This window comes from Syntrophales bacterium (assembly GCA_035363115.1).
Lineage (GTDB): Bacteria > Desulfobacterota > Syntrophia > Syntrophales > PHBD01 > PHBD01.
This window is the reverse complement of the sequence record DAOSEM010000003.1, coordinates 197,581-222,191: the sequence shown is the minus strand read 5'-3', so window position 1 is coordinate 222,191 and position 24,611 is coordinate 197,581. Positions and strand designations below refer to the sequence as shown.

26 protein-coding genes are annotated in these 24,611 nt (G+C 61.4%); 7 read left to right on the top strand and 19 right to left on the bottom strand.

Going from position 1 to position 24,611, the window contains the following annotated elements; genetic code table 11:
* Positions 1 to 28: 28 nt before the first annotated feature.
* Entirely contained in the window at positions 29 to 598 is a 570-nt protein-coding gene (locus PLO63_08895; GenBank protein HOI74250.1) for a GAF domain-containing protein, read from the bottom strand.
* Between the two features lie 343 nt (positions 599 to 941).
* Here PLO63_08895 and PLO63_08890 point away from each other — a divergent pair, with 343 nt between their 5' ends.
* Positions 942 to 2,066: a hypothetical protein gene (locus PLO63_08890; protein ID HOI74249.1), complete on the top strand. Its 1,125-nt coding sequence runs from the start codon at positions 942 to 944 to the stop codon at positions 2,064 to 2,066.
* Between the two features lie 44 nt (positions 2,067 to 2,110).
* On the opposite strand, the gene PLO63_08885 is transcribed toward PLO63_08890, so the two are convergent.
* Positions 2,111 to 3,106, bottom strand: coding sequence for a bile acid:sodium symporter (locus tag PLO63_08885; GenBank protein HOI74248.1), 996 nt, complete (start codon positions 3,104 to 3,106; stop codon positions 2,111 to 2,113).
* A gap of 122 nt (positions 3,107 to 3,228) precedes the next feature.
* The gene (gene trxA, locus PLO63_08880; GenBank protein ID HOI74247.1) at positions 3,229 to 3,564 is read right to left on the bottom strand and encodes a thioredoxin; all 336 of its coding nucleotides are present in this window, start codon (positions 3,562 to 3,564) and stop codon (positions 3,229 to 3,231) included.
* 137 nt (positions 3,565 to 3,701) lie between these two features.
* Here trxA and PLO63_08875 point away from each other — a divergent pair, with 137 nt between their 5' ends.
* The 3 genes from PLO63_08875 (at position 3,702) to PLO63_08865 (ending at position 6,529) form a co-directional block, all read left to right on the top strand.
* The gene (locus tag PLO63_08875) at positions 3,702 to 4,373 is read left to right on the top strand and encodes a Crp/Fnr family transcriptional regulator (protein HOI74246.1); all 672 of its coding nucleotides are present in this window, start codon (positions 3,702 to 3,704) and stop codon (positions 4,371 to 4,373) included.
* A gap of 79 nt (positions 4,374 to 4,452) precedes the next feature.
* Complete coding sequence (locus PLO63_08870; protein ID HOI74245.1) at positions 4,453 to 5,139, top strand: HD domain-containing phosphohydrolase; 687 nt, start codon at positions 4,453 to 4,455, stop codon at positions 5,137 to 5,139.
* 70 nt (positions 5,140 to 5,209) lie between these two features.
* Complete coding sequence (locus tag PLO63_08865; GenBank protein HOI74244.1) at positions 5,210 to 6,529, top strand: YihY/virulence factor BrkB family protein; 1,320 nt, start codon at positions 5,210 to 5,212, stop codon at positions 6,527 to 6,529.
* Positions 6,530 to 6,626: 97 nt separating this feature from the next.
* On the opposite strand, the gene PLO63_08860 is transcribed toward PLO63_08865, so the two are convergent.
* Positions 6,627 to 7,475, bottom strand: a complete 849-nt coding sequence (locus PLO63_08860; GenBank protein HOI74243.1) for a DUF2279 domain-containing protein — start codon at positions 7,473 to 7,475, stop codon at positions 6,627 to 6,629.
* Positions 7,476 to 7,793: 318 nt separating this feature from the next.
* On the opposite strand from PLO63_08860, the gene PLO63_08855 reads away from it, so the two are divergent.
* Positions 7,794 to 8,384 (top strand): hypothetical protein, encoded by a 591-nt coding sequence (locus PLO63_08855; GenBank protein ID HOI74242.1) that lies wholly within the window; start codon positions 7,794 to 7,796, stop codon positions 8,382 to 8,384.
* A gap of 212 nt (positions 8,385 to 8,596) precedes the next feature.
* On the opposite strand, the gene PLO63_08850 is transcribed toward PLO63_08855, so the two are convergent.
* The 4 genes from PLO63_08850 to PLO63_08835 all read right to left on the bottom strand — a co-directional run bounded on the left by PLO63_08850 (position 8,597) and on the right by PLO63_08835 (position 11,698).
* A complete protein-coding gene (locus tag PLO63_08850; protein HOI74241.1) occupies positions 8,597 to 8,866 on the bottom strand; it encodes a hypothetical protein in 270 nt (89 codons plus the stop codon).
* A gap of 118 nt (positions 8,867 to 8,984) precedes the next feature.
* Positions 8,985 to 9,806, bottom strand: a complete 822-nt coding sequence (locus PLO63_08845) for a lytic transglycosylase domain-containing protein (GenBank protein HOI74240.1) — start codon at positions 9,804 to 9,806, stop codon at positions 8,985 to 8,987.
* Positions 9,807 to 9,986: 180 nt separating this feature from the next.
* Positions 9,987 to 11,468: an HD domain-containing response regulator gene (locus PLO63_08840; GenBank protein HOI74239.1), complete on the bottom strand. Its 1,482-nt coding sequence runs from the start codon at positions 11,466 to 11,468 to the stop codon at positions 9,987 to 9,989.
* A 14-nt stretch (positions 11,469 to 11,482) separates the two neighbouring features.
* Complete coding sequence (locus tag PLO63_08835) at positions 11,483 to 11,698, bottom strand: hypothetical protein (GenBank protein ID HOI74238.1); 216 nt, start codon at positions 11,696 to 11,698, stop codon at positions 11,483 to 11,485.
* A 159-nt stretch (positions 11,699 to 11,857) separates the two neighbouring features.
* On the opposite strand from PLO63_08835, the gene PLO63_08830 reads away from it, so the two are divergent.
* Together PLO63_08830 and PLO63_08825 are read left to right on the top strand one after the other, a co-directional pair.
* Complete coding sequence (locus PLO63_08830; GenBank protein HOI74237.1) at positions 11,858 to 12,616, top strand: tetratricopeptide repeat protein; 759 nt, start codon at positions 11,858 to 11,860, stop codon at positions 12,614 to 12,616.
* Positions 12,613 to 15,552, top strand: a complete 2,940-nt coding sequence (locus tag PLO63_08825) for a DUF115 domain-containing protein (protein HOI74236.1) — start codon at positions 12,613 to 12,615, stop codon at positions 15,550 to 15,552. The genes PLO63_08830 and PLO63_08825 overlap by 4 nt, the downstream gene beginning before the upstream one ends.
* 76 nt (positions 15,553 to 15,628) lie before the next feature.
* Here the strand turns inward: PLO63_08825 and flaF are convergent, their stop codons facing one another.
* From flaF to PLO63_08770, 11 genes are all read right to left on the bottom strand, one after another.
* Positions 15,629 to 16,030 carry a flagellar biosynthesis regulator FlaF gene (gene flaF, locus PLO63_08820; GenBank protein HOI74235.1) on the bottom strand — a complete coding sequence of 134 codons (402 nt, stop codon included), beginning with the start codon at positions 16,028 to 16,030 and terminating at the stop codon, positions 15,629 to 15,631.
* Complete coding sequence (locus PLO63_08815; protein HOI74234.1) at positions 16,011 to 16,409, bottom strand: flagellar biosynthesis repressor FlbT; 399 nt, start codon at positions 16,407 to 16,409, stop codon at positions 16,011 to 16,013. The genes flaF and PLO63_08815 overlap by 20 nt, the downstream gene beginning before the upstream one ends.
* 56 nt (positions 16,410 to 16,465) lie before the next feature.
* A complete protein-coding gene (locus PLO63_08810; protein ID HOI74233.1) occupies positions 16,466 to 17,272 on the bottom strand; it encodes a hypothetical protein in 807 nt (268 codons plus the stop codon).
* A gap of 390 nt (positions 17,273 to 17,662) precedes the next feature.
* Positions 17,663 to 18,295 carry a hypothetical protein gene (locus tag PLO63_08805; protein HOI74232.1) on the bottom strand — a complete coding sequence of 211 codons (633 nt, stop codon included), beginning with the start codon at positions 18,293 to 18,295 and terminating at the stop codon, positions 17,663 to 17,665.
* Positions 18,296 to 18,455: 160 nt separating this feature from the next.
* Positions 18,456 to 19,262, bottom strand: coding sequence for a hypothetical protein (locus PLO63_08800; protein HOI74231.1), 807 nt, complete (start codon positions 19,260 to 19,262; stop codon positions 18,456 to 18,458).
* A gap of 361 nt (positions 19,263 to 19,623) precedes the next feature.
* Complete coding sequence (gene flgL, locus PLO63_08795) at positions 19,624 to 20,526, bottom strand: flagellar hook-associated protein FlgL (GenBank protein ID HOI74230.1); 903 nt, start codon at positions 20,524 to 20,526, stop codon at positions 19,624 to 19,626.
* Positions 20,527 to 20,537: 11 nt separating this feature from the next.
* The gene (gene flgK, locus PLO63_08790) at positions 20,538 to 21,917 is read right to left on the bottom strand and encodes a flagellar hook-associated protein FlgK (protein ID HOI74229.1); all 1,380 of its coding nucleotides are present in this window, start codon (positions 21,915 to 21,917) and stop codon (positions 20,538 to 20,540) included.
* 3 nt (positions 21,918 to 21,920) lie between these two features.
* A complete protein-coding gene (locus PLO63_08785; protein HOI74228.1) occupies positions 21,921 to 22,463 on the bottom strand; it encodes a flagellar protein FlgN in 543 nt (180 codons plus the stop codon).
* A gap of 224 nt (positions 22,464 to 22,687) precedes the next feature.
* Entirely contained in the window at positions 22,688 to 22,996 is a 309-nt protein-coding gene (gene flgM / locus PLO63_08780) for a flagellar biosynthesis anti-sigma factor FlgM (GenBank protein HOI74227.1), read from the bottom strand.
* 76 nt (positions 22,997 to 23,072) lie between these two features.
* Entirely contained in the window at positions 23,073 to 23,399 is a 327-nt protein-coding gene (locus PLO63_08775; GenBank protein HOI74226.1) for a rod-binding protein, read from the bottom strand.
* Positions 23,400 to 23,420: 21 nt separating this feature from the next.
* Complete coding sequence (locus PLO63_08770; protein HOI74225.1) at positions 23,421 to 24,605, bottom strand: flagellar basal body P-ring protein FlgI; 1,185 nt, start codon at positions 24,603 to 24,605, stop codon at positions 23,421 to 23,423.
* Positions 24,606 to 24,611 lie beyond the last annotated feature (6 nt).

Sequence of the window (24,611 nt, the reverse complement as noted above, 5' to 3'; positions counted from 1 at the left end):
CCCTTCCGCCGAAGTCCCGGGCCGCTCCCTACCATGCCCGGTCTTCGCCGATGTGGCTGAAGTACTCCCGCCGGAACGTCTCGTAGTCTTTCTTCAGGGTCCTGTAGAGCCTGCAGTTTTCGATGGCGATCGCCCCCAGGTTGGCGACGGCCCCGATGAAATAGATGTCGTCGATGGTGAACTGCCGGGGCTCCGCCGCATATACCCGGATTACGCCGACGATCTCATCCCGCAGCATCACCGGCACGGACAGGATCGACTCGATCCCCTCCTTCCGGGCCTCCTCGGGGTACTGGATCCGGTCGTCGTCCGATGCATGGAGGACATTCACCACCTTGCCCCCCAGGGCTTCCGAGAGACTCTTGTCCGCCAGCACGGGGCCTTTCGTCCGGTAGCCCTCGCTCAGCCCGTACGACGCCACATGGCTGAGCACCCTCCTGTTCTGCGACAGGAGCATCAGCGAGCACCCCTTGGCCGCAATCGTCCTGGCGACGTTCTCCACGATGGAATGGAGGATGTCCCGGATCTGGCGGGTGGAATTCAGGACGGCCGCCGCTTCGTACAGGCTCTGGTAGTAGCTCTCGATGCGCTTTTCCATTTCAGCACCTCCTTGTCCTGGAACGTTCCTTTCACGGACTCCATGATGCACCAATGTTTGCGAGGAATCCTTCACTGGTTGCCGCTTGCGAGTCTCGTTGAGGTGATGAACGGGTCCGATCGTTGCCGGTGTATCGAGCGTTTTTCGGAAGGTTATGGAAATAAACGCGGGGACATATGCAGCCTTTGCACAATCATAATGCCATTCTCGGCATTCGTCAATGCAATGGGAAACGACCGGTGGAGGCGGCCGATGCACCGTCCCGTTCCCACGATCGGCTTTCAATTCTTCCCGATGACGGGTAAAATGCCGGCCGGGCGATTTGCCCCCGGGAGGTGAGTCCGTGCGGAAACCGTTGCTGATGCTCGCCGTTGCGGCGGTTCTATCCATGTCTTTCGCGGGGGCATCCGCACCGGCTGCCGCGTCCGATTCCAGGAAAAGCGCAAGGCAGGCATCGTCCGTCAGGAACGTCCCCCGGACCGTCGCCTTCACCCGTGTTGCAGAGCCTCGGGAGCACGCCTTCACGATGCTGGTGCCGAGGGGATGGATCGTGGAGGGAGGGATCTTCCGCGTGGACCCGAATGTAGCCGGCGGAACCGGGAATTCCATCGAGGCCAAGTGCGACATCGCGGTCAAGAGCGATGCCGGCGGCACGGTCATGCTGCGGAGGCTGCCCAAGATCCACTACGCCGACGGCCCCATGATCCCGCCGACGCACGGCCCCGGGATGAACTACAACGGGATGACCGTCGTCCGCATGCCCGGCTGGGAGGAGTACCTCCTGTACGTATTTTCACAGACCAGGCAGGGAGCAGCCGGCGTCCGGGTCGTGCAGAAGGAGCCGCTGCCGAAGCTCGCCCAGGTTGTGAGCCGCCTGTCGGAGCCGGTCGCCCGTGCGCTGATGCAGGTCGGCGTCCAGCCTCCGACCTACCAGGCGGGGTTCGTCATCGTCGAATACACGGAGAACGGCAGGGCCTACAAGGAACTGCTCTACACGGTCCTGGTCGACGCCCGCCGATCCATGGGCCTGTGGGCGAACGACTTCACAACGGCGATGCGCTCACCGGCAGCCGAGGTGGACCGCTGGAAACCCGTGCTGGACATCGTTTCCAACTCCATCCGCCTGAATCCGCAGTGGGTGGCGGGAGAGCTGAGGGGGCAGGGGGAGAGGGCGGAGATCTCCCGGAAGGTCATCGAGGACCTGAACCGGATCGACCGCGAGATCACGGCTCACCGGACCCGCACCCAGCAGTCCATCCAGAGGGACCAGTACCTGACCCTCACCGGCCAGGAGGATTACGTCAATCCCATCACCGGGAAGGTCGAACGGGACACGAGCGACTGGAGCCGCCGCTGGGTCAACGCGAACGGCGATTACATCTATTCGAACGACACGACCTACGACCCGAACCGCGATCCGGGCCTGCCCCGGCAGGATTTCCGGCTGACCCGGCCGAAGCGGCCATAAAGATGGCGGTGTTTCGACACGGCCCGCGAACCCGTCACCTCGTGTCAGGATTCTTCGGCCGCGGCGACGGGAAGAACACGCGGCTCGAAGAAACGCTTTACCCAGCCGACGGACCAGGCGGCGGACTGGACCTGAACGAGATAGGCCGCACAGATGACCAGGGCCGCCTCGGCGCCCCCTTCTCCGAAGGCGTTCATGGCCACGGCCATGGCGATGGACAGGTTCCGCATGACCGTCCCGTAAACGAGTGAAACAGCGTCTTCCCGCTTCAGAAAGGCCTTCCCCAGGAGCGCTCCCAGAATGTAATTCCCCCCGTAGAGGAGAACCACCGGAACAAGAATCTCCCCGAGCAGGAGCGGGTGGGCGGCGATCTCCCGCGCCTTCAGGGCCATGGCGACAAAGACGATCCCCAGGACCCCCAGGGTCGAAAGGGCGGGAAAGCGTGGTGCCAGGCGCTGCTCAAACTCCCGCCGGCCGAAGCGCCGGACCAGGGTGTGCTGGGTTGCGTACCCCGCCGCCATGGGCAGAAACACCGTCAGGAGGATCTGCCCGAACACGGCCACGAGGTCGACGGCAACCTTCGCCCCCATGAGGGCGTTGAGATAGAGGGGCGTCAGGAGCGAACCCAGGATCAGCCCCACAACGGTCATCTTCACCGCCGCCTCGACATTCCCCTTCGCGAAGCCCGTCCAGGCGATGGTCATCCCGCTCGTCGGCACGAGTGCCGCCAGGAGCAGGCCCAAGGCGAGGAACGGCCGGCCCGGGAAAAAGATCATCGCCAGCCCGAAGGCGGCAAAGGGAATGATCCCGAAGTTCACGGCCTGGGCCATCGCCTGGGCCCTTCCATCCCCGCCCTCCAGGATCTTCCGGAGCTTCATCGTCACCATCATGGGATAGACCATGAGGAAGGTGAGGGGCAGGATCCACCCTTTCAGGGCCCGCGCATCCGCCGCCATGCCGGCGGCGAATCCCAGCGCCATGGCCGCTGGGATCGCCACCGCCAGGTTCCGGTTCAGGGTTCCAAGGATCTTCATCATCATTCAATCCCCGTGTTGGAAGGGTTTCCCGCCCGCTTCGCGGCACCCGGAACCCGGGCGCCGCGAAGGGACCTTCAGGCATAAGGAAGCGATCGGCCCGGCGGGACCGGGACCGGGTCGCACTCTCACTGGAGACTGCGGTCCACGATGGCGGCGAGCTGCTCCCGGGGAAGCATGCCGACCCGGGTCTCCCGAATCTCACCATCCTTGATCAGAAGGAGCGTCGGGATGCTGCGCACTCCGTACAGGAGCGAAATCTTTGGATTCTCATCTACGTTGACCTTCACCACGTTCAGGCGCCCTTCGTAATCCCGGGCGATTTCCTCCAGGACAGGCCCCATCGCCCGGCAGGGGCCGCACCAGGGAGCCCAGAAGTCGACCAGCGTCGGCTGCTCCGCCTTCAGTACCTCCGCATCGAAGGACGCATCACTCACGGATTTCAAATGTTCTTTCGCGTTCATCATTCCTTCCTCCTTGCATGGAAACTTTCTTGGTTTCAGCGGGACGGCTGTGTTAATAATTTGCCGTCCGTTGATTTCGTTCCTACAGGAAGATGAGGAACGCGTCATTGATCTGGATCAACGCCGGCAAATTTTTCATGGACACCATTGCACAGATTCGTGATATCGCCCTGTTCGAGGGAATCGGCCGGGAACGGCTGAATTCCCTGGCGCAAAAGGTCGCCCGAAGGCCCTTTCGCCCGGGAGACCTGATCATCGGGGAGGAAGATCCCGCCCGGGCTTTCTTTGTGGTTCTCTCGGGGAAGGTGAAACTCTACAAGAGTTCCGCGGAGGGAAAGGAACAGACGCTCTACGTACTCGGCCCGGGGGAACCTTTCGGACTCTGCACGGCCTTCGCCGTCGAGTCCTTTCCCGCAAGCGCCATGGCTCTCGAAGAAGGGTCCCTGCTGGTCATTCCCGGTCCCGTCATCGAGGAGATCGCCGGTCGGGAACCGTCCCTTCTCCTGAACATCATCCGGGTGCTCTCCCGCCGCCTGAAGGATTCCATGGCGCTCGTGGAGTCGCTGTCGCTGATGGAAATCCCCCAGCGCCTGGCCACGTATCTGCTGAGCCTGTCCCCGGGGGCAGCCGATAAGTCCGTCACGCTGCCCGTTACCCAGCGCGAACTGGCAAAAATTCTGGGTTCCACACCGGAAGCCCTCTCGAGGGCGATCAAAAAGATGAGCACGGAAGGACTCCTACGCACGGACGGAAGGTTGATCCACATGCCGGACCGACAGGCGCTCGTGAGGCTGGCAGAGGGAAGCTGATTCACCGGTGGCAGGTTCATGCCCCGGCAGAAGAACGGGAAGACAGGGGGCTGCCTTCCCTTCGATGGAGGTAAAGCACATGATCGACGTAGAACGCATGAAGATGGAAATCGGGGAGCGGCTGGAGGAGATGCAGCAGCTTTTCTCCAAAAAGAAGTCGATACTCAGCCCGGAGAGGAGCCTCCAGCGGGCCTTCGCCCTGGCCAGGGCCATCGCTGTCAGTCACGAAGTCCGGGATACATACAAGGAAGGACACCAGTTCCGCGTGGCCGACCTCGCCCGCGCCATCGGCGAAAAGATGAATCTGGACAAGAACCGGATCACGGGCCTCAGGCTGGCGGGCCTGATTCACGACATCGGCAAGATCGATGTTCCGGGGGCGATCCTCAACAAGGAGATGAGGCTGGACGAAAACGAGTCCCGGATGATGCAGACCCATGTCGAGATCGGGCACAACATGGTGAAGGGAATCCGCTTCCCCTGGCCGGTGGCGAGAATGATCTGGGAGCACCACGAGAGAATGGACGGCTCCGGATACCCGAGAGGGCTGAAGGGGAAGCGCATCCTCCTGGAATCACGCATCCTGGGGGTTGCGGACGTGGTGGATGCAATCACGTCCCCGCGGGCCTACCGGCCGGCCCGGGAGGTTCACGTGGCCATCTATTCCATGAAGGGTGACCGGGGCAACCTCTTCGACCAGGACGTCGTGGACGCCTGCCTGCACGTGTTCGACGTGCAGGGCTACAGGATGCTGGAAATGGATTGATGCCCTCCCCGCCCGGCGGACGGCTCCCCAACGGCGACCGGGCGGGATCGCCGGAAAGGATGAAGTTTCCTTGATCAGCCGACTGATTCGATTCCTCGGGAGCGACATCTGGCGGATCCGCCTCCGGGACCTGCCCCGGGGAAAGGCTCTCCTCATCGGCAACCTGCGGATCCTGCTGGCCGCCGGAAGGGGGTTCGGAGAGCATCGCGGCCCTCTCCAGGCCAGTGCGCTGACCTTCTACACCCTTCTCTCCATCGTCCCGGTCGTGGCCCTGGCCTTCGGCATCGCCAAGGGCTTCGACTTCCAGTCCGTGCTCCAGCAGCGGCTCCTGGAGAAGTTTCCGGGACAGGAGGAGATCCTGACCAATGTCTTCTCCTTCGCAAACTCCCTCCTGGCCAGGACGAAGGGGGGGCTCGTGGCCGGCGTCGGTGTGGGGCTCCTGTTCTGGACGATCATCAAGCTCGTCGGCAACATCGAGAGGGCCTTCAACGCCATCTGGGGCGTCCGGAAAGACCGCGCCCTCTCCCGGAAGATCACGGACTACCTCTCGGTCATGTTCGTGGGCCCGGTGCTTCTGGTGGTGTCGGGCAGCGTGACGGTCTTCCTCGCCTCGCAGGCCCGGATGCTGTCGCAGAAAATCGAGGTTCTCGGCGCCCTCCAGCCGCTCGTCCTGTTCGCGCTCAAGTACGCGCCGTACGGCGTCATGTGGGGCCTGTTCACATTTCTGTACATGTTTCTGCCGAACACGAAAGTCCGCTGGCAGTCGGGACTCTTCGCGGGGATCCTGGCCGGGACGGTCTACCAGCTCGTCCAGTGGGCCTACATCACATTCCAGGTGGGCGTCGCCGAGTACAACGCCATCTACGGCAGCTTCGCCGCCCTGCCTCTTCTCCTGGCCTGGCTGCAGATCAGCTGGCTCATCGTCCTGGCCGGCGCCGAGGTCTCCCAGGCGCACCAGCATGCCGATTTCCTGGAATTCGGTCCCGATGCGGAGCGGATCAGCCCGGCATTCCGCAAGACCCTCGCCCTCTGGGTGGTGAACCGCGTCTGCCGGAACTTCTCCGAGCCGGGGGAGCCCCTCACGGCGTCGGGACTCAACGCCCTGACGGGAATCCCTCCGAAGCTCCTGGCATCGATCCTGGAGGAGCTGAAAGCCTGCGGCATCCTGGCGGATGTGTCGCTGGAGCGGCCGGGCGAACCGGGATTCCAGCCGGCCGTGGATCCGGACCTCCTGACTGTTTCGTACGTCCTGGCCGCCATGGACAGGCGGGGATCGGACGATATTCCCATCCTCCAGACGGAGGCGCTGGAAGAGCTGTCCGCCGGCCTGCGGGACTTCGAGACGGCCCTCCGGGAATCCCCGTCCAACCGGCTGCTCAAGTCCGTCTGACCGCAGATCCGTCACAGGCGTCTTCCCGGCACGGGATCCCGGTCACCCCTGTTTCCGGCCCGTCCCTGAGGCGAGGTCGGGCCAAAGCCCCCGACCCTCAATCCAGCCGGTGGTTGTAGGGCACATAGGTGTACGGCATCTGGATGTAATGGAACAGCCGTGTGTCCCAGAGCGGTTTCAGCAGCCTTCCCACGTTCAAGCCGACCCCGACGTAGACCGTCCGGGAGCGTTCGTCAACCTGCCACGGCAGCCCGTCGTACTGGTCGTACCCCCGGGCGTAATACCCCAGGTGCAGCTCCAGGTACTTGAGGGGTGTGTCCCGGAAGGTGTCAAAACCGTCCAGCTTGAAGGCCAGCAGGTACTTGTGGCGGTCGTAGTCGGTGGTTACATCGGTCTTGCGGGTGGTGGATCGGAAGGGGTCGTACTCGACGCGGAAGTCAACCCTTTTCGCCACCTCGGGAAAGCGGACCATGCCATAGCCGACGGCGGCTCCGAGAAGGCTGAAAAGGGCGTCCTGGCAGGAGAAGCCGAACTCGCTGAAGGAATCGCCCAGCTCAACGAGCATGGTGAGGCCTGCGGAGGAGAGCACCCCCAGGCGGATCGCCTGCTCCCGGTCGTAGCCCCAGCGCCGGTAGAGGGACTCGAAGAGGTGGCTCAGGGCATATCCGGAGTAGAGATGCCCCAGCTTGTCGGCTCCGCCCTCGTTGGAGGTCCGCTCGAACCAGCCCTCGTCCCGGAATCGGGGACTCCGCTGCCCGTAATCCCACACGGCGATTCCCCAGCCCATGACCGCCACGACCGCGGTCGCATTCAGGAGTAACGCCTTGGTTTCCTTGGTGAGCCCCGCATCCGGGCGCGGGACCGGCGAATCCGCCTGCGGGGATGCCCCCGCCGGAGAGGCCGCAATCAGAAATGCCGCGGCAAAGAGCATGATGGTTCGTCTCATGGATACCTCCTCCGAAACCGGCATTCTGCCGATCCTGTCGGGCGGGCATGCCCTTTATGGTGGAAAAGAATCCAGCAGACAAAAGGGACGGCGGCGAATTTCAGAACAGCAAGAGGGAGAATCGAGGTCCTGCGGAAAAACGGGAGGCTCTGTCCGGTTGCCAAGGGTTCTGGCAACATATACCCTACCAGGCCCTCCCTTTCAAGGCGGTTGTCTGTCTGTCGGATCCGGGAATCCTCCCCGGAATCCCTTTTCCCATTTCCCGGCAGATGTGATAGAGTCCGGGCCAGTCAATCCCATCCCAAGGAGGCGGACATCATGGATCGAATCGGCAAGCGGCGAAGCACGAACCGCGGCGTCATGTTTTTTTCCCTTCTGCTCGCGGCGGTCTGGATGCTGGCGGGTTGCGTTGTGGCGGAACACAAGATCTCACTGCAGCGGCACCTGTACAAACCGGAAATCCCCAAGGACATCGTTTCGTTTTACAGTGGAAAGTCCGTCGACCTGAACGACTTCGTCAACAACGACCAGAAGACGAAGAGGTATGCCTACTTCAGTACCGACACCAAGACGGCCTACGAGGTCTCCGTGCCGCTGGACTACTTTGTCATGGACTGTTTCCGGGACGCCATGTGGATGGCGGGCATGCAGGTCGCCCACCTCAGCCCGATCAGCCAGATTCCGGATCTTAAGTTGATCATCGACCGCTGGACCGAGGAAGAGTTCACCTTCAGCATCCGGATCGAGCGGGACGGGGTCCTGAAGTACAAGAACCAGTACACGATCAAGACGGCCCAGGTGAGCGATCCGAAGGATTTCGCCCAGAAGGAGAAGAACGCCTATGCCACGGTCAACCAGGCCGTCGTGGCCGTCCTGAGAGACCCCGGCGTCAAGGCCGCCTTCAAATAAGGCTTCCCATCCCTCCGGATTGCAAACATAGCGTCAAATACCCGCCGGGTTTCCGTCAACGGAACCCGGCGTTTTTCTGCTGCCTGCACAGGGGAATCCCCTGGCGATCAAGATGTAACTGCCTGGAATCATGATGAAGTTGGAATGAAAGGGAAGGACGTGCAGTGAATCGCCGGGAGAAGAGCCGGGCGGCCCCTCCCCGCGACTGATCTTCAGCCGATGGTGTGCAGCTTCAGGAGAAAATCCTTGAACCGGTCCCGGGTCGTCTCCTTGATGTCGCTGATCTGGACATCGATCGCCCGGTTGTAGAAGGAAAAGCCGCCGTCAATCTGTTCGGGGCTCTCGTCGTCGTCAAAAAACCGCTCTACGAACCGCATGGCCATCCTCCTGGCCTCGACATCACTCTTCGCCGCAACCAGATAGTGGTGGTGCTGAATCTCTTCCTCTTCCCGTTCGGTGATTTTTACCCAGTAATCCGGCATTCCCTTCCTCCTCCGTGTGCGAGAGCCCTTCTACTCTGTTTTTTCCGAAGAAGTCAAACAATTCCTCGGGATCTGCACAGGAAGACGGGCGTGGAAGAGGTTGGAGCGGCGCCTCCCGTCATGTCGACGGTTTCCGATAATCCCGCATGATTCCGGCCACGTATTCTCTGGTTTCCGACGGGAGGCGGTCGGGGCGGCGGTCCACGTTTCCCATGCCCCAGTTGTAGGCGGCCAGTGCCCGTGGAACGTCCCCGCTGTAACGATCCAGGAGGGATTTCAGGTACCGTGTACCGGCAAAGACGTTCTGCTCGGGATCATAGGCGTTCGTGACCCCCAGGTCGCGCGCGGTGGCGGGCATGAGCTGCATGAGCCCCATGGCGCCCTTGGGAGAGGTGCTCTGGGGACGGAAAGCGCTCTCCGCGCGGATTACGCACCGGACCAGGAGGGGGTCGACCCCGTAGCGATCCGCCGCCTTTTCGATGATCGAGTTCAGCTCCGGCGAGGCCGCCAGGCTGCCTTTTCTTGTGCCTCCGGCCTGGGCGGGGGTTACCGCCGGTCCCGGAACGGATTGCAGCGGCGCACCGGGAGCCGGCCGGATCTCCGCCCCCTGAATGGTCCGGGCCGCCGCCTCGAGGAGCTGCTCCAGCACTTTCCCGTCCTGCTCCCGAACCTCCCCCGCTTCGCTTCCGGACATCAACCGGAGGAGCCGGTCCGTTGAGCGGATCTGCATCCTTTCCATGAGCGTCCGGGCAAGCGCCGCGGGATCCTGCATCGCTCCCGCGCCCGAACCTGCCCCTGCGCCCAGGGCCTGTTTCAGGAGGGTCTCGAAGGCCGCTTCACCCCGGAATGCCGATCCGCCGGCTCCCGCCGCAGGGTTGCTGCCCGTCGGGAGGACCTTTCGGATCAGACCCGGCTCCTGGTTGTTCATGATTTCGACCATGGAAGACTCTCCCCAGGGGATATCGAGGATATCCATACAAATTCCATGCCGCATTCTTCAGTCCATCGCGGGACGAACGGCTTTCAACCGCCACAACCGGCGCTCCCGGGAAAGGGCGCAGAACCGCAACGGTCTTGATATCATTCTGGAATCGGGAAACGAATCAGGAAGGAGAGTCTGTCAGTAAAGGCTGAGGAACGCGTCGGCCACGTCCGGATCGAACTGGGTTCCACGGTTACGCCGAATCTCATCCAGCGCCGTGCCGACGTCCAGCGCCTTCCGGTATGGCCGGTTGTTGGTCATGGCGTCGAAGGTATCCACGACGGCGATGATCCGGGACAGGAACGGAATGTCCGTCCCGGCCAGGCCGGAGGGGTATCCCTTCCCGTCCCACCGCTCGTGGTGGTGCAGGATGATCTCGCGCTCCCGGTCGAAGAGGGCGATGGGTCTCAGGACGCTTTCCCCCAGGGCGGAATGCCGCTTGATGACTTCGTACTCTTCGTCCGTCAGCCGCCCCGGCTTCAACAGGACGGCGTCCGGAATGGCGATCTTCCCCACATCATGAAGAACGCCGGCCACCTTCAGGCACTCGCGGTCCTGCGTGTCGAGCCCCAGGACATCGGCGGTCCGGATGGACACCTTGGTCACGCGGCGGCAGTGCTCCTGCGTGTAGTTGTCCCGCATCTGGACACAGGCGACCAGGGACTGGAACGTGTCCAGAACATTAGCAAAAAGGCTCTCGTAGAGGAGCTTGTTCTCCAGGTTCAGCGAGGCCCGTTTGGTCAGGCTGACGATGTAATGGACATCCTTGCTGGTGAAGATTCCCGTGTATTTCTTTCTCCGCACCGTCAACACGCCGAAGACGGCACCCCGGATGACCAGGGGGGCGCAGAGCAGGGAAGCGTCGCCGCCCTCCCCGTTGGGGGACTGCACGACCAGGGCCCCCCGTTTGTCCACTACCTGGTAGAGGAACGGGATGGCGTTGATCACGTTTCCGCCCGGCTCGTGAGCCTGGCCCTCGGCAAAGCGGACCACCTGGGGATGGAACTGGTCGGCCTCGGCGTCAAAGATCCAGATGGTCGCCTCCACCCCGTCGACAACCCGCAGGGCCAGTTCGGCCATTTTCTCAAAGACCTGCTGGTTCTCGCCCTCGATGTTCTCGAACGAATCGTAGATATGGCTGTGAACGGACAGCTCTTTCTTCTTCTCCGTCAGCCGGGTCGTCGCAAGAGCGTTCTCATGATCTTCTTCCGGCAGCAGATACCGCTCCCGCAGGCAGACTTCGACCTTGTAGAGAAGATCCTGGATATTGAACGGTTTTCGGACGTAATCGACGGCTCCCCGCTTCATGGCCGCCACCCCGGCATCGACTTCCGGCTGTCCCGTAACCAGGATGATCGAAGAGTCGGCGCGGATCTCCTGAAGACGGTCAAGCAGCTCCATTCCGTCCATGTGGGGCATCATGACGTCCGTGATGATCAGGTCATGGTTCCCTGCCTTGAACAGGTCGAGGGCTTCCAGCCCGTCCGTCGCCTCCTCGACGCTGGTGTAACCGGTCTGGAGAAGGGCGTCGACGATCATCCGGCGGGTAAGCTCGTAGTCGTCCACCACCAGGATTCGACGGTCGAAGAGTCTTTCTTCGAGAGCAGCAGGAGCATTCATGGTCATCCGATCCTTTACGGCTGGTTCCGTTTCCCGACCAGGACGTCCATCAGCGAGTAGGAAATCTTCTCGAAGGCCTCTTCCTTGACCTCTTTTCCGTTAGACAGGTTGACGACGTCCGCGGACGGGTCGCGGGCGGGCTCATCCGACTGCCCCATGCGGATCCGCTCCCGGTACTGCTTCGTGTACGCCTTGATGACGCTGTCTATCTGATACGTTGAAATGGTCATGGGTGCCTCCTGCACCACCTGGGTTTAGATTTCTTCTGCTCATACTATCGGCACCCGGCCGCCCCGACTTGAGCCCCGAATCCACATTTCCGGATAATTTTTCTGGCACGAATCGTGAAACAATACGGGTGTCCAAAATCCATTCCGGAGAGGCATGCCATGGCGGAAGCGGTACGGCGGGAAGACGCGGTACAGATCCTGAGAAAACTGGATGAATGCCGGATCCACATGAAAAAGGGGCAAGTCAACGGATGCCTTCATCTTTTCAGGGACACCCTGGAGCGGATCCTGCGGACACCAATGATCCCGGCGGACGAAAAGATGGTCCGGGAGGCCGTGAACACCCTCCAGCACGACATCGCCGAATCCCGGGCGTTTCTGGACGAGTTCGGCCCCGTTTCATTCCGGGACAACGATATCAAGACCTCCCTCGACTTCCTCCGCCAGATGCTCCAGGTCCAGGTGGAGGAAATGTCGATCCCCCTGACGACGCGTCAAGAATCTGACGATGACGCTAAGGCGGGGAACCCGGCACCGGATGCATCGGAAGAGAAGGCCAAGGAGGCCCTCTCCCTGCTGGAAGGGGGAGATGGAAACAAGGCCTCGGAATTTATCCGGAACGACGAAGTGGCCCTGGCCATGGTCCTGCAGATCTGCAATACCGCCGGCATCGAATACCGAAAAGCCGGTCACTTCGACCGCGCCATCACCGAGTTCAGGAAGGCCCTTTTCTTCCATCCCCAGGACGAGGGGCTTTATTACAACCTCGCCCGTGCTTTCGCGGAAAAGAAAGACTGGGGTCAGGCGGAACAGACCATCCTGGAGGGGCTGAAGACGAAGCCGGATTTCCGGGAAGGAAAAGCGCTCCTGAAGTATATCCGTTTCCAGGCCTCCGCGCCCGAGGCGAGAGCCGAATGAGCGGCCACCTGGATGCCAACCTCGCGGCCCTCCGGGAGCGCTGCCCCGATTTTCTCGCCTGGTGGGAGAAGTGCCCATCCCAGCCGGGTGAGTACAACCTGCTTTCCAGCCTGTCGGGCCTGCCGGACCTCGAAATCGTACGTCCCGGGGGGCAACGGATCATCCTTTACAACCGGGAAAATCCTTTCGAGACCATCCAGAAGGAGCTGGCGGACCAGTCCTTCCCGAAGGGAAGCCTGACGTTCCTGTTCGGACTCGGGCTTGGCTACAGGGCACTCCACATCCTGAGCACCATGGAGCCCGGCCACGCGGTGTACATCGTGGAGAGGGATCCGGACATCCTCCGCCTCGCCCTGGCCCTTCACGATTACTCGGCGGAGATCCGCAGCGGAAAAATAACGTTTGTGGTTCCCGAGGAAGAAGCGCTGCGGCGATTTGCCAAAGAACAGGACAATGCCATTCTGAACGGCCGGATCCGATTGTTTCTGGAATCATTTACCCGCCTGCTGGACCCGGGAACGGCAAGGATGCATGACATCTGCCATAGCCAGTTCAACACCGTCCTGATGAACTTCCATACGGTGGTGAAGATCGGCGGCACGGTGATCCAGAACGAGGTGGAGAATCTGCCCCGGGCTCTTCTTGGCTGGAACCCGGAGGGGCTCCTGAGCGGCACCTTCCGGAACCGGCCCGCCATCATCGTGGCGACAGGCCCCTCCCTGCAGAGAAATATCTCCCTTCTCCGGGAGGCTCAGGGCAGGGCGCTGATCATCACCGTCGGCCAGAGCCTGCGGATCCTCCTGGCGTACGATATTCACCCCGACATCGTCTGTTCCATCGATTTCGGCGAACCCAACTACCGGAGCATGTCGGACGCGATCGACATGGCGAACATGCCCCTCCTGATACACCCTCAAGTCTACCCGAGAATCCCCCGGGAGTACCGGGGAGATGTCTTCGTGCCTCTGGACCGGAACAGCATCCTCTTGCCAGCCTCGGGAAAGGTCTCCCCTCCGCTCGGCAACGCCATGACCGTGGCCCAGACCGCGTTGAACCTTGCCCTGGCGGCCGGGGCGGACCCGATCATCTTCACCGGCCAGGATCTGTCCTACGGGGAATCCAGTCACATTGCAGGCGCCACGTACGGGAAACAGGTGACGGTTCAGGGATCCCGCATCATCATGAAGAGAGGACAGAACACAAGAGACCACGAAGTCTACTGGGTCCCCGGATATTTCGGCGGCCAGGTTCCCACCCATTCGGGTCTGCTGGCCTTCCTCGAGGATATCGAGAATACGATCAGGCACCACCCCGGGTGCCGGTTCATCAACGCCACGGAAGGCGGTGCCCGGATCGCCGGAACAGAGCGAATGTCCATGCGGGATGTCCTGGAAACCTGTTGCAGGCAGGAATTCCCCGTTTCCGAGTATCTGGCCGAAGCGCGACAGCCTCTGGGAGTGGATCCGCGCCGGCTCTGCCGGATGCTTGAGACGTCGCGAAATCACATGGAACGCCTGCTTAAAAACGCCAGCAGGCTGGAACAGATGTGCGGCGAAATGAAAAGCCTGTTTCCGCAAAACGGAGAACCCATGCCGCAGAAACGGAACCAGCTTGATGCTCTGAACAGGAAGGCCTTGAAATCCTTTTCCTCCCTGCTGAATTCCCTCGAGGAAGACCGGATCAGCCGATTGGCGACGGTGAGGGTGAAGTACCTCCTGATCCAAATGGAGGAACAACTGGCAAGGCCTGAAGAAAACCACGATGCCGCTCGCCGAACGATCCGCTATTGCGAAGCACTGTGCGAGGGATTGAAAGAGGCATGCCCTCCCATTCTGGAGAAGATTCGTAACGTCCATCCCCTGATCGATGAATACGCAACTCTTTCCGAGAGCATCGAGGCGGCTCCGCCCGGAACGGAAACCATTGCAAAGTTACGCCTTCGCCTGGGGAATTGCCTCCGGAGGATGGGACATCCCGGAATGGCCACCGAAGAGTTCGAGCGAGCCACTGTTTCGGATGCATGCAGGGACACCGCCCTCGAAGAGCTGTTCGCCCTGCACCTGGACGGGAACCGGTTCGAGACCGCCGGGCATTGCCTGCAGCGGCTCTCCGCCGGACATTTGAAGCGAAATGCATTCCAGGACCTCCTGGTGGACAAACGGGAACGGGAGCGTGAACGACTTCTCGAGCGCGCCCGCCTCTGCCTGGACCGGGGCGACTTTGTCGGTTGCCTGTTGGCCTGCCGAACCATTCATGACAATGCCCCGGACGTCCGACAGATGATCGATCACGCCCTCAAAATACGGGAAAAGAAAGTCCACGAAGCGGGGACTCAGGTCCAGAGGGAATGGGAAAACGCAAGGCTTCGAGATGAACGGGAGCAACGTCTCGGGCTCGCCCGGCTGAAAATGAAGGAGAAGGATTATGCCGCGGCGCTTGACCTCTTCCATGACCTGACCCGGTCGGATCCCCGGGACGAGGAAGCAGGGCTGGGGTGCGTCCGGGCCTGCAAGTCCCTGGAGGACTGGCAGAGGGCGGAAGCGGAGCTGCAGCGTCTGATGGAACACCATCCGGAAAAAAGTATTTATTATCGTGAACTGGGTAATGTTCTGCTGCACCGGGGCAAATCGGAAGGAGCAATAAAATACTTCAACAAGGCGGTGGAACTCGACCAGGGTGGGGATGAACTCTGTCTGAAGATCGCAGCGACGCTCTCCGGAGCGGGCAAAGCAGCCGAAGCGCTTCCGTTTTTTGAGAGACACATGAAGGACAATCCGAACGATTACAGGGCTCTTGTCCTGTGGGGGGACGGCTTTCTCCGCCTGGGGATCCTCCAGGCAGCCATGCTGAGTTGGGAGACGGCCCTCCGCATCCGGCCCGGATACGGACCGGCAGTGGAGAGGCTGAACCGCCTCCAGCCGGCGGCCAATTCCTGACCCCGGCTTCCCTTGTCTTCCCGACCTGCCGTTGCTGCAATCCGGGCCGTTTGAAACCTCCCGGATCTTTCTTTTCTTACTCGCCCGCTTCTTCGGTATCCTCTACGGTGGATCCCCTGAGCCCGGCGGCCAGATTCAGGTTGATCCGGATCAGAATGTCGAGCTTTTCCGGCTTGGGAAACGCCAGGACATCGAAGCACCGCTTGTCGATGAATCGGCTCAAGGTCAGGATGTCCTCCCGCAGTTTGACAGGCAGAGGATTTGCCGGATCGACCATCTCTCCCTGGAAGACGCTCCAGATCCGCTGGTTGTACCGGATGGCCTCACCCAGCATCCCATTGCTTCCGCCCTCATTCCACTTATCCTGGCATTCGCGGAACTTCAGGGCGGCCTTGGTCAGTACGTGCGCCTCGATTTCGCGGCCCGTCATGCCCGCCTTTTGTGTCTGCTGGTAGGCCTTAAGTGGATTCTCGTACATGGTTCACCAACCTCTCCTCATATTCGATCAACTCCCGGGCCGCTTTTAGAGCCTGGTAATACTGCCCTCCCAGGATGTGTTCGCTGACTGTGTCAATCAGACCCGTCGTGCTGGGAGCCGCTTTCAACACTTCATTGACGAGTTCCCAATAGGTCCGATGATACTCTTTCATGTCTCCACCCCCCACATACATCAGCTGTACGGCGAAAAAGATCCGCTTGCAGGGGGTATCCGCCTCCTCAACGGAGAGAATGTTCTTTCCCCGAAGGATTGGAACGTTGTTCTCGATAATCAGTTCCGTCCTGGAACCTCCATTCCGGACGACGGCTCCCCCGAGGATGAACCGCTCGTGGGGCTTCAGCTCGATTTTCAGGCCCATAACACCCCCTGTGGATGACCGGGGCGGCGGTGTCATCACCGCCGCCCCGGCACCGGTTAGAACAGCTGCAGGACGGACTGGGCTGCCTGGGAGGCAAGGCTCAGGGACGTGGTGCCGAGAGACTGACGGGTCTGGAGCATCAGCATGTTGGCCCCTTCCTCGTTCGTGTCCGCCGCCGTCAGATTGTCCGCGCCGATCGTCAGCGCGTTGATCATGTTGGAGGTGAAGTCCTGCCGCGCCGTGATGACGCTCAGGTTCGCCGACATGGTCTGGGACTTGGTCCTGAGGGTGGACAGGGCCGTGTCGAGCAGAGCAATGGCGCTGCCGATGGACCCCGAACTGGCGAAGTCAGCCGCCACGATGCCCAAGCCGGCCGCTTTCGCGTTGAAACCGGACACGCTCATCGTGTTGGTGCCGTCCTCGTTGAAGGTCACTGTCAGCGTGTCGCTGTCCAGGAGATTCATCCCGCCGTAGCTTGCATCAGCGGCCAGGTTGGTGATCTGCGTTGCCATAGCGTCGTACTGGGTTTCCAGGCTCGCCGCTTCCGTCGTGTCGGCGGAATAGGCGTCCTTGGCGAGACCCTTCATGGTATCGATGAGATCGATGATCCCCTCGATGCCGGCGTCGGCCGCCTTGATGGTCTGGATGGCTTCCCCCATGGCATCCTTCAGGGCCGAGAGGTCGCTGGCCCGGCTCGTGTGGGACGTTGCCGTGAAGTAGCTGAGGGCGTTGTCCAGGGCGCTGTTCACCTTCTTGCCCGTGGCGAGGCGCTCCGACGTCTGGTTGAGCAGGCTGTTGGTTGCCTGAAGGCTCAACAGGGTGTTTCTCATTCCTGTGGTTAACTGAATTCCATTCGTCGACATGTTTCTTTTCCTCCTGTTCTTGGATTGATGCCGGCATTCTTGCCGGTTGGTTTCAGGGTTAATAGTAAAACTAGATGTCCGCAGCCGAGACAGTCGGGAACGGTTCCTCGGCACCCCCTTTCCCCTCCCGCCGTCTCATCCGACCTGGGTCTTTGACACGCCCGCATCTATTGCGAGCACCAGATCCAGACCTTCCGCACCCCCCGACCATCCCCGGAGGGTGCTTGCAGACGTTTAAGCAAACCCCATGCCAGCCGGGCGCACCCATAACCTTTCGGATTCTTTGATATTAAGCAAAAATGAACCAAGGCGGGATGGAAAAGAGAAAAAAATGCCTCCCGAGGAATATCGAGAGGGAAGAAAATTCCCGGAGTACTGGAGCGAGAGGAATCAGGCGTAGAGGTCCGTCAGGGCGTACGGCTCGAGAAATGACCAGAACTCGCTTCGTTTCCGTTGAACGGCATTGGACAGTTGATCGATCCGGTCTGCGGTATCGCGGATTTTCTGATCCGGGGCGTTTTCAGCAAGGACGGGAAACTGCCAGGCATCGCCGCTGTTTCCCGTGGATGAAGCCTCGTCTGTGGAGACGGTTCGGATCCGCCCCTGTTCGTCAAAGGCAAGGTCCCATATTTTCTGGGTCGTCGGCAGAGATACGGAAACGGATTTCTCTTCCTTCTCGGCCTCTTCCCGGATTACCGCGGGCCGGAGCTGCTCGATCTGCCTGCGCAGGGCATCGTACCGCTGCAACTTTTCAGCACGTTCCTGGCTCCCGGGAGGATAGGGGGGATAGGTCTTGAAAATCCCATGGAGGGAGTCCTTCATCTGGTCGAGCTTCGAGGAAGCCTCCTGGAAGATCGCATCGATTGCCTCGGCCTGGCGGAGGAGAAGATGCGGCTGCCCGCCTTCCGCAGCTGCTTGAGTGGAACCCCTCGACTTCGTCTCGCCGGATGGCGAGGAAACCGAGGCCTCCTTCGTTGCCTGGTCGACGGCACTGCCGTATCGGTCAAGGGTTGAAATGTGCATCGTTCCGCCTCCCCTGCAAACGGGAGATCGACCGGGAGGCGGTTGCCTCCCGGTCGCTACGTGGTGGCTGGATCCGGGGAAAGCCTGCTTTTTTCAGTGGAGGTAGGGTACGTCCCCTTCCTGCATTCCCCGCTCCGTTATATCGTCGACACCCTGTCTCTTAAAACAGGGCCAGCACCGACTGGGCTGCCTGGGAGGCAAGGCTCAGCGATGTGGTGCCAAGGGACTGACGGGTCTGGAGCATCAGCATGTTGGCCCCTTCCTCGTTCGTGTCCGCCGCCGTCAGATTGTCCGCGCCGATCGTCAGCGCGTTGATCATGTTGGAGGTGAAGTCCTGCCGCGCCGTGATGACGCTCAGGTTCGCCGACATGGTCTGGGACTTGGTCCTGAGGGTGGACAGGGCCGTGTCGAGCAGAGCAATGGCGCTGCCGATGGACCCCGAACTGGCGAAGTCAGCCGCCACGATGCCCAAGCCGGCCGCTTTCGCGTTGAAACCGGACACGCTCATCGTGTTGGTGCCGTCCTCGTTGAAGGTCACTGTCAGCGTGTCGCTGTCCAGGAGATTCATCCCGCCGTAGCTTGCATCAGCGGCCAGGTTGGTGATCTGCGTTGCCATAGCGTCGTACTGGGTTTCCAGGCTCGCCGCTTCCGTCGTGTCGGCGGAATAGGCGTCCTTGGCGAGACCCTTCATGGTATCGATGAGATCGATGATCCCCTCGATGCCGGCGTCGGCCGCCTTGATGGTCTGGATGGCTTCCCCCATGGCATCCTTCAGGGCCGAGAGGTCGCTGGCCCGGCTCGTGTGGGACGTTGCCGTGAAGTAGCTGAGGGCGTTGTCCAGGGCGCTGTTCACCTTCTTGCCCGTGGCGAGGCGCTCCGACGTCTGGTTGAGCAGGTTGTTGGTTGACTGAAGGCTCAACAGGGTGTTTCTCATTCCCGCGGAAAGCTGAATTGCGTTGGAAGACATTGTATTTCTCCTTTTCTGGGTTTTTGGACCGGCGTTCTGGCCGGTTTTTCAAATTTTTTTTGAATGGATGATTGATCGTCCCGGGCCCTTCAGGACCCGCTCCCGCCGCTGCTATCGAATGATCCGGATTCTCTGTGCCTCCACCCCCTCTCCCTTTCCCCTCCGGTTTTCCGTGTCCATGTTTTGTTGACTCACTGTTCCTTTTGATCTTCTTATCGACACGCGGGACGCGAAACTTGAGAAAAAATTTCAGCAGAAAATACTCCGCGGAAACGGGCACCTCACCCGCTTCGGCGGGAAGGGAACATGACGATGCGGTTCTGTGGGGATAGAAAAACGTGAAGGGATGTGACGGGAGGGATTATTTCATGAAATCCAGGATGGAGAGATTCCCCACCCGGGACGCCAATTTGTAAGACGCCTCGAGGGCCAGCTCCTGCTGGCTGAATTGGACGGCCAGCGCCGCCGTGTCGGCGGTTTCAGTCTTGTCCACCAGGTCGGCCAGCTTCGCGTCGAGGTTCGTCAGGTATGCCCTTGCCGACTCCAGCCGGTCCTGCCGGATGCCGTTGATGGACTGAGCCTCGAGGACCCGGGTCGAAAGCGTCTCGAGGTCGTCCGCTGCCTGGCCGATGGCTGCGGAATCGCCGCTTGCGAGGGCGGTCGAGAGATCCTCCAGGATCCGAAAGACGCTCGTGCCGTTTTCGTAGAATACATCGTCCCCCGTGGTGCTGTACTCCAGGGTCGCCTGCCTGCCGACGGCAACGGTGAGGCCGTCGCCGCTCCCTTCATAGGTATAGGTCCTGTTGCCGAAGGCGTCCGTCGCTATGGAAAAGGCAGCTTCATCGGCATTTGTCCCGGCGAAGAGATAGCGGTCCCCGCATGTTTCGTTTGCCAGGCTCAACAGCTCCGTCCGGACCGCCTCAATGGTATCGATGGCGGCCTGCCTTTCCCCTGTGCCGGACGAGACGTTTCCCGCCGCGAGGTCTGCGACCTGTTCGACAAGCGCCTCCACGCGCCCCAGGGCCAGGTCGGTCGTCTGGAGCCACAGGTCCGTCGAGGAGATCTGGTCCTGGTACTGGGCGATCTCGCTCCGGGCGGAGCTCCATTCGATCAGGCTCTGTGCGCCCGCAGGATCGTCGGAAGGGTGGTTGATCCGCTTTCCCGTCCCCAGCTGTTCGACGAGGTCCCCCGTCCCCTTCTGGGCCGTCTTCATGTTGGCCAGCATCGTCTGGTACCGGATTCCGTCGGTTATGCGCAGCGACATGAGACCTCCTCCTATTGCACCAGGCCCATCAGGGTATCGAGCATCTCCTGGGCCGTGCCGCACAGCTGCCCGGCGGCGGAGTAGCCCAGCTGGTACTGGATCAGGTAAATCATTTCCTCGTCCAGCGATACGCCGGACACGTTCGCCCGCTGGCTTTCGAGCTGGGTCATGACGGCGGCCGACTGCTCTGCCTTCTGTCCAGCGAGCGAGATATCCTTCGCTACCGTCGATACGGAGGAGGCCCAGTATTCGGAGGTTGTCACCTGCTGGGTGCCGCTCGTGACGATACCCTGGTTCTGGAGGGCCGTGATGGCGCTTGCCACCGCCCCGTCCCCCGCGACCGTCTGGGAGGCCACAATGGTCGTGGGGTCGCTGAGAATGCCGCTCGCCACCGACATGGTGAAGGCCGCCGAGGATCCGACGGGGGTGCTGGCAAAGAAGAGCCGTCCCGTGACGGCCGCGCCGGTCTGGTCCACACCGCTGCCGTGGAGCGTGTTTACCTCGGTGATGACGGCGGCGGCCAGGGTATCCAGGCTGTTCATATACCCAGGCAGCGTTTCGTCTCGAAGCTCAAGAAGTGCCCCCAGCTTGCCGCCCGTGATCAGGCTGTCCAACGGCGTGGTGTTGCCTTTGAAGGTCACGTCCCCGGTGGCGCCGACTTCGAGTTCCCGGGACGAAATGCCGCTCACCAGCATCTGACCGTTTGCCAGAAAGACGCTGACGGAACCGGATTCATCCGCGACGGTCTGGACCGGGATCAATTCCGACAGGGACCGGATCGCGGCGTCCCGCTTGTCGATCAACTCGTTCACCCCGGCGCCGCTGTTGGATGCGGAGACAATGCTCCGGTTCAGCTCGGCGATGTCGGCCGCCAGGGAATTGATTGAGTTCACCGTCCCGGCAATGCTTTCATTCACGCCCGCCAGGATGGTCTGGAGGGACTGGTACTTGTCCCGGATGTTCGAGGCCAGGTTGTCCGACGCCGCAACCACGGCATTCTGCTCCACGAGCCCCGTCGGGTTCTGAGCCAGGTCGGACCAGGAATCCCAGAAGGCCTCCAGGTCCTTCGTGAGTCCCGCGGTGTCCGTCTCGTCGTAGAGGACCTCCACTTGACCGAGGATCCCGCTCCGGGTGTCCCAGTATCCGCTGTTCGAAGTCTCGTCGATGATCCGGTTCCCGATGTATTGGTCGTAGACCCGGGTCACGCTGGTGAGATCGACCCCGGTCCCTGCCTGAAAGGACGAAAGCTGGGTGCGCGCCGAGATGGTCGCCCGCTGGACGGTATAGTCAGCGTTGTTGACGTTCGCGATGTTGGAGCCGGTAACGGAGATGGCCCCCTGGTAGGTCATCAGGGCATCCCGGGAAATGTTCAGCAGGGAACTGATTGCCATCGATCAACCCTCCGTGCGGAAGAACCGCCCTTTGATCCCCGCCTGGGGGATGTCCCCAGAATTTGCATAACAGGGAGCGGTAGTGGCCGCGCCGAGAAGAAATGTGAGCCAGCTTTTTACGTGCTGGCGCGAGTTTTCGATGAGTCCGCGGTTGCGATCATTGAGCGTCCGGATTGCTTCTGCCAGTTTCCGGAGCGCCTGCCCAAGGGTGGTCAGCTCCCGCCGGGCCAGTGGCGGCGCCAGGGAGGCCAGCATCCGGACGGACATCTGATCCGACGGAATGCCAGAAAGATCGGACAATTCCGTCAGGAGGGGCGAGCGGAGGGAGCGGGTCGCCTCCAGGTCCAGGAGAGCCTGTTCCTTGTCGCTGTTGCTCTGCGCCAGGACCTGGGGGGATCCGCCGCAGAGGATCTCCCTTTCCCGGAGCAGGCAGGCATGCAGGGCCTCGATCCTTCGCAGCTCGTCCCGCAGATTGGCGATCAGCAGGGGGAGAACCTCCAGGAAACGCTTCCGCTGCCCGGCATCGTCAAGGGAAAGACCGTTCATTGCTCCATCGACCCCCTCTGTTCGTCTTCTTGTTTCTCCCGGCGGTCATCCGGATCGCCGGGGTCTATTCAGCCTATAGCAAGGGGCGTACCAGGAAGATCGAAAGGGGCGGCCGGAATGGAAAGCTCGATCCAATCGGCACCCGGAAAGGTAGGCGCCTCCCAAGACCATGTAACTTGTGACCTCGGGAGGCGTTGGGGGGTTGTTTCAGGGAAAAATTTTCCTCAGCGGATCAGGTCCGTCAGGGTATCGCCAACGATTTTGGAGGCGATGTCCTCCGCTGAGACATGATACGTACCATTTTGTATCCGGGATTTCAGTTCGTTCACCCGGTCCTCGCGAATCTCCGGCGCCTCGGTGACCGCCTTCTGCAACTGCTGAACCTCTCTGGCCTTTCCGGAAAGATCGATTCGCTCCTGGGGAACCGCCACTCCGCCCTCGGCCGGCTTCTCCGCGTTGGGCCGGGCGGTTTCGCCACGCGCATAGGAAGAAATGCCCTGCGTGGTCTGCATGTTCGTGTCGCTGATCTTCATGGGATGCCCCTGATCTTCATTTTGTCTATCTTATCGGCAGAAGGGCGCCGCAACTTTAGGAAAAAAATTCCCCCCCTCAGGGAGAGAATCTTCCCTTGAGCTGCCGGTAGAGGAGATCCTGGATTCCAAGTCCGCTTCCCCGGCGGGAGAGTTCCTCGGCCACCTTCTGGTCCATCATCATATCATAGGTGTCTTTTCCCGGGAACCTGCTGAGTGGACTCAGCGCGGGAACGGTGTTGCGCATGGTTTTGAGCATCTGGTACGCCATGACGGCCTCAAAATCCGCACAGGCCTTGCGCAGCTTCTTGTCGCGCGCGGCCGCCGCCGCATCCGTCGCCGCGGTGCCGGATTTCGCCGCCGCATTTCCGGCGGGCCGGATGGGTACACCCGCTGTCTTGTCCATGGTCCCGTTTCCTTCTATCAATCAGATGAGCTTCAACTCCGCCTGGAGCGCCCCGGCCGCCTTGATGGCCTGGAGAATGGTGATCAGGTCCCGCGGCGTGACGCCGATGGCGTTGAGGGCCTGGACCATCTCCTGGATGGTGACGGCCTTCGGCAGCAGCATCAGCTGGTTCTTCTCCTCGGTCACGCCGATCGTTGTGTCCTTCGCCACGACGGTCTGCCCGCCCGGTGCAACGATTGTCCCGTCCCTCGGGTTCACGATCGGCCGGGTTCCCTGCCCGGGCTGCGGCGCGAACGGGAGCGGCTGCGAGATGACCGGGGTTTCCTTGATCTGGATACTCAGGTTGCCGTGGGCCACCGCCACCGTGGAGATCCGCACGTTTTCACCCATGACGACGGTACCGGTCTTCTCGTTCAGGACCACTACCGCCGGCATATCGACGTTCACCTCGATGTTCTCGATGGCCGTGGCCAGCGCCACGACGTTGCCGCTGAACGACGCCGGAACGCTGATCACGACGGTGGAGGCATCCTTGAGCCTCGCGTCGATCCCTCCGACGGCCTTGTTCAGGGCCGCCGCGACACGGCTGACCGTCGTGAAATCGGGCTGGTACAGGTTCACGGTCATCATTTTCGAGTGCGCGAAATCGAAGCGGACCTCTTTCTCCACAGAAGCGCCGTTCGTGATGATTCCCACGTTCGTCTGGTTCTTCACGGCGGAGGCGCCCGCCCCCGACGCGCTGAATCCGCCGATGGCCACAGCCCCCTGGGCCACGCCGTACACCTCGCCGTCGGCCCCCTTCAGGGGGGTCATCAGCAGGGTCCCGCCCTGCAGGCTGGTGGCGTCGCCCATCGAGGAGACCGTCACGTCCATCCGGCTTCCCACCTTGGCGAACCGGGGCAGATTGGCCGTCACCATGACGGCGGCGACATTCTTGGCCTTCAGGGTGGACGACTTGTCCCGCATGGCCAGCCCCTGGCGGCTCAGCAGGTTGGCGATGGTGTCGCGGGTGAAGCCGTTCTTCACGTCGTCTCCCGTTCCCATGAGGCCGACCACCAGCCCGTACCCAAAGAGCTGGTTCTCCCTCACACCGCCGATCGCCGCGATGTCCTTGAGGCGGGCGGCCGATGCCGCCGCCGGTGCAACAAGAAGCACCAGCAGGACGAGAGCCCCGACCCATTTCCATGTTCTCCTACGATCCAGCATCGTCTT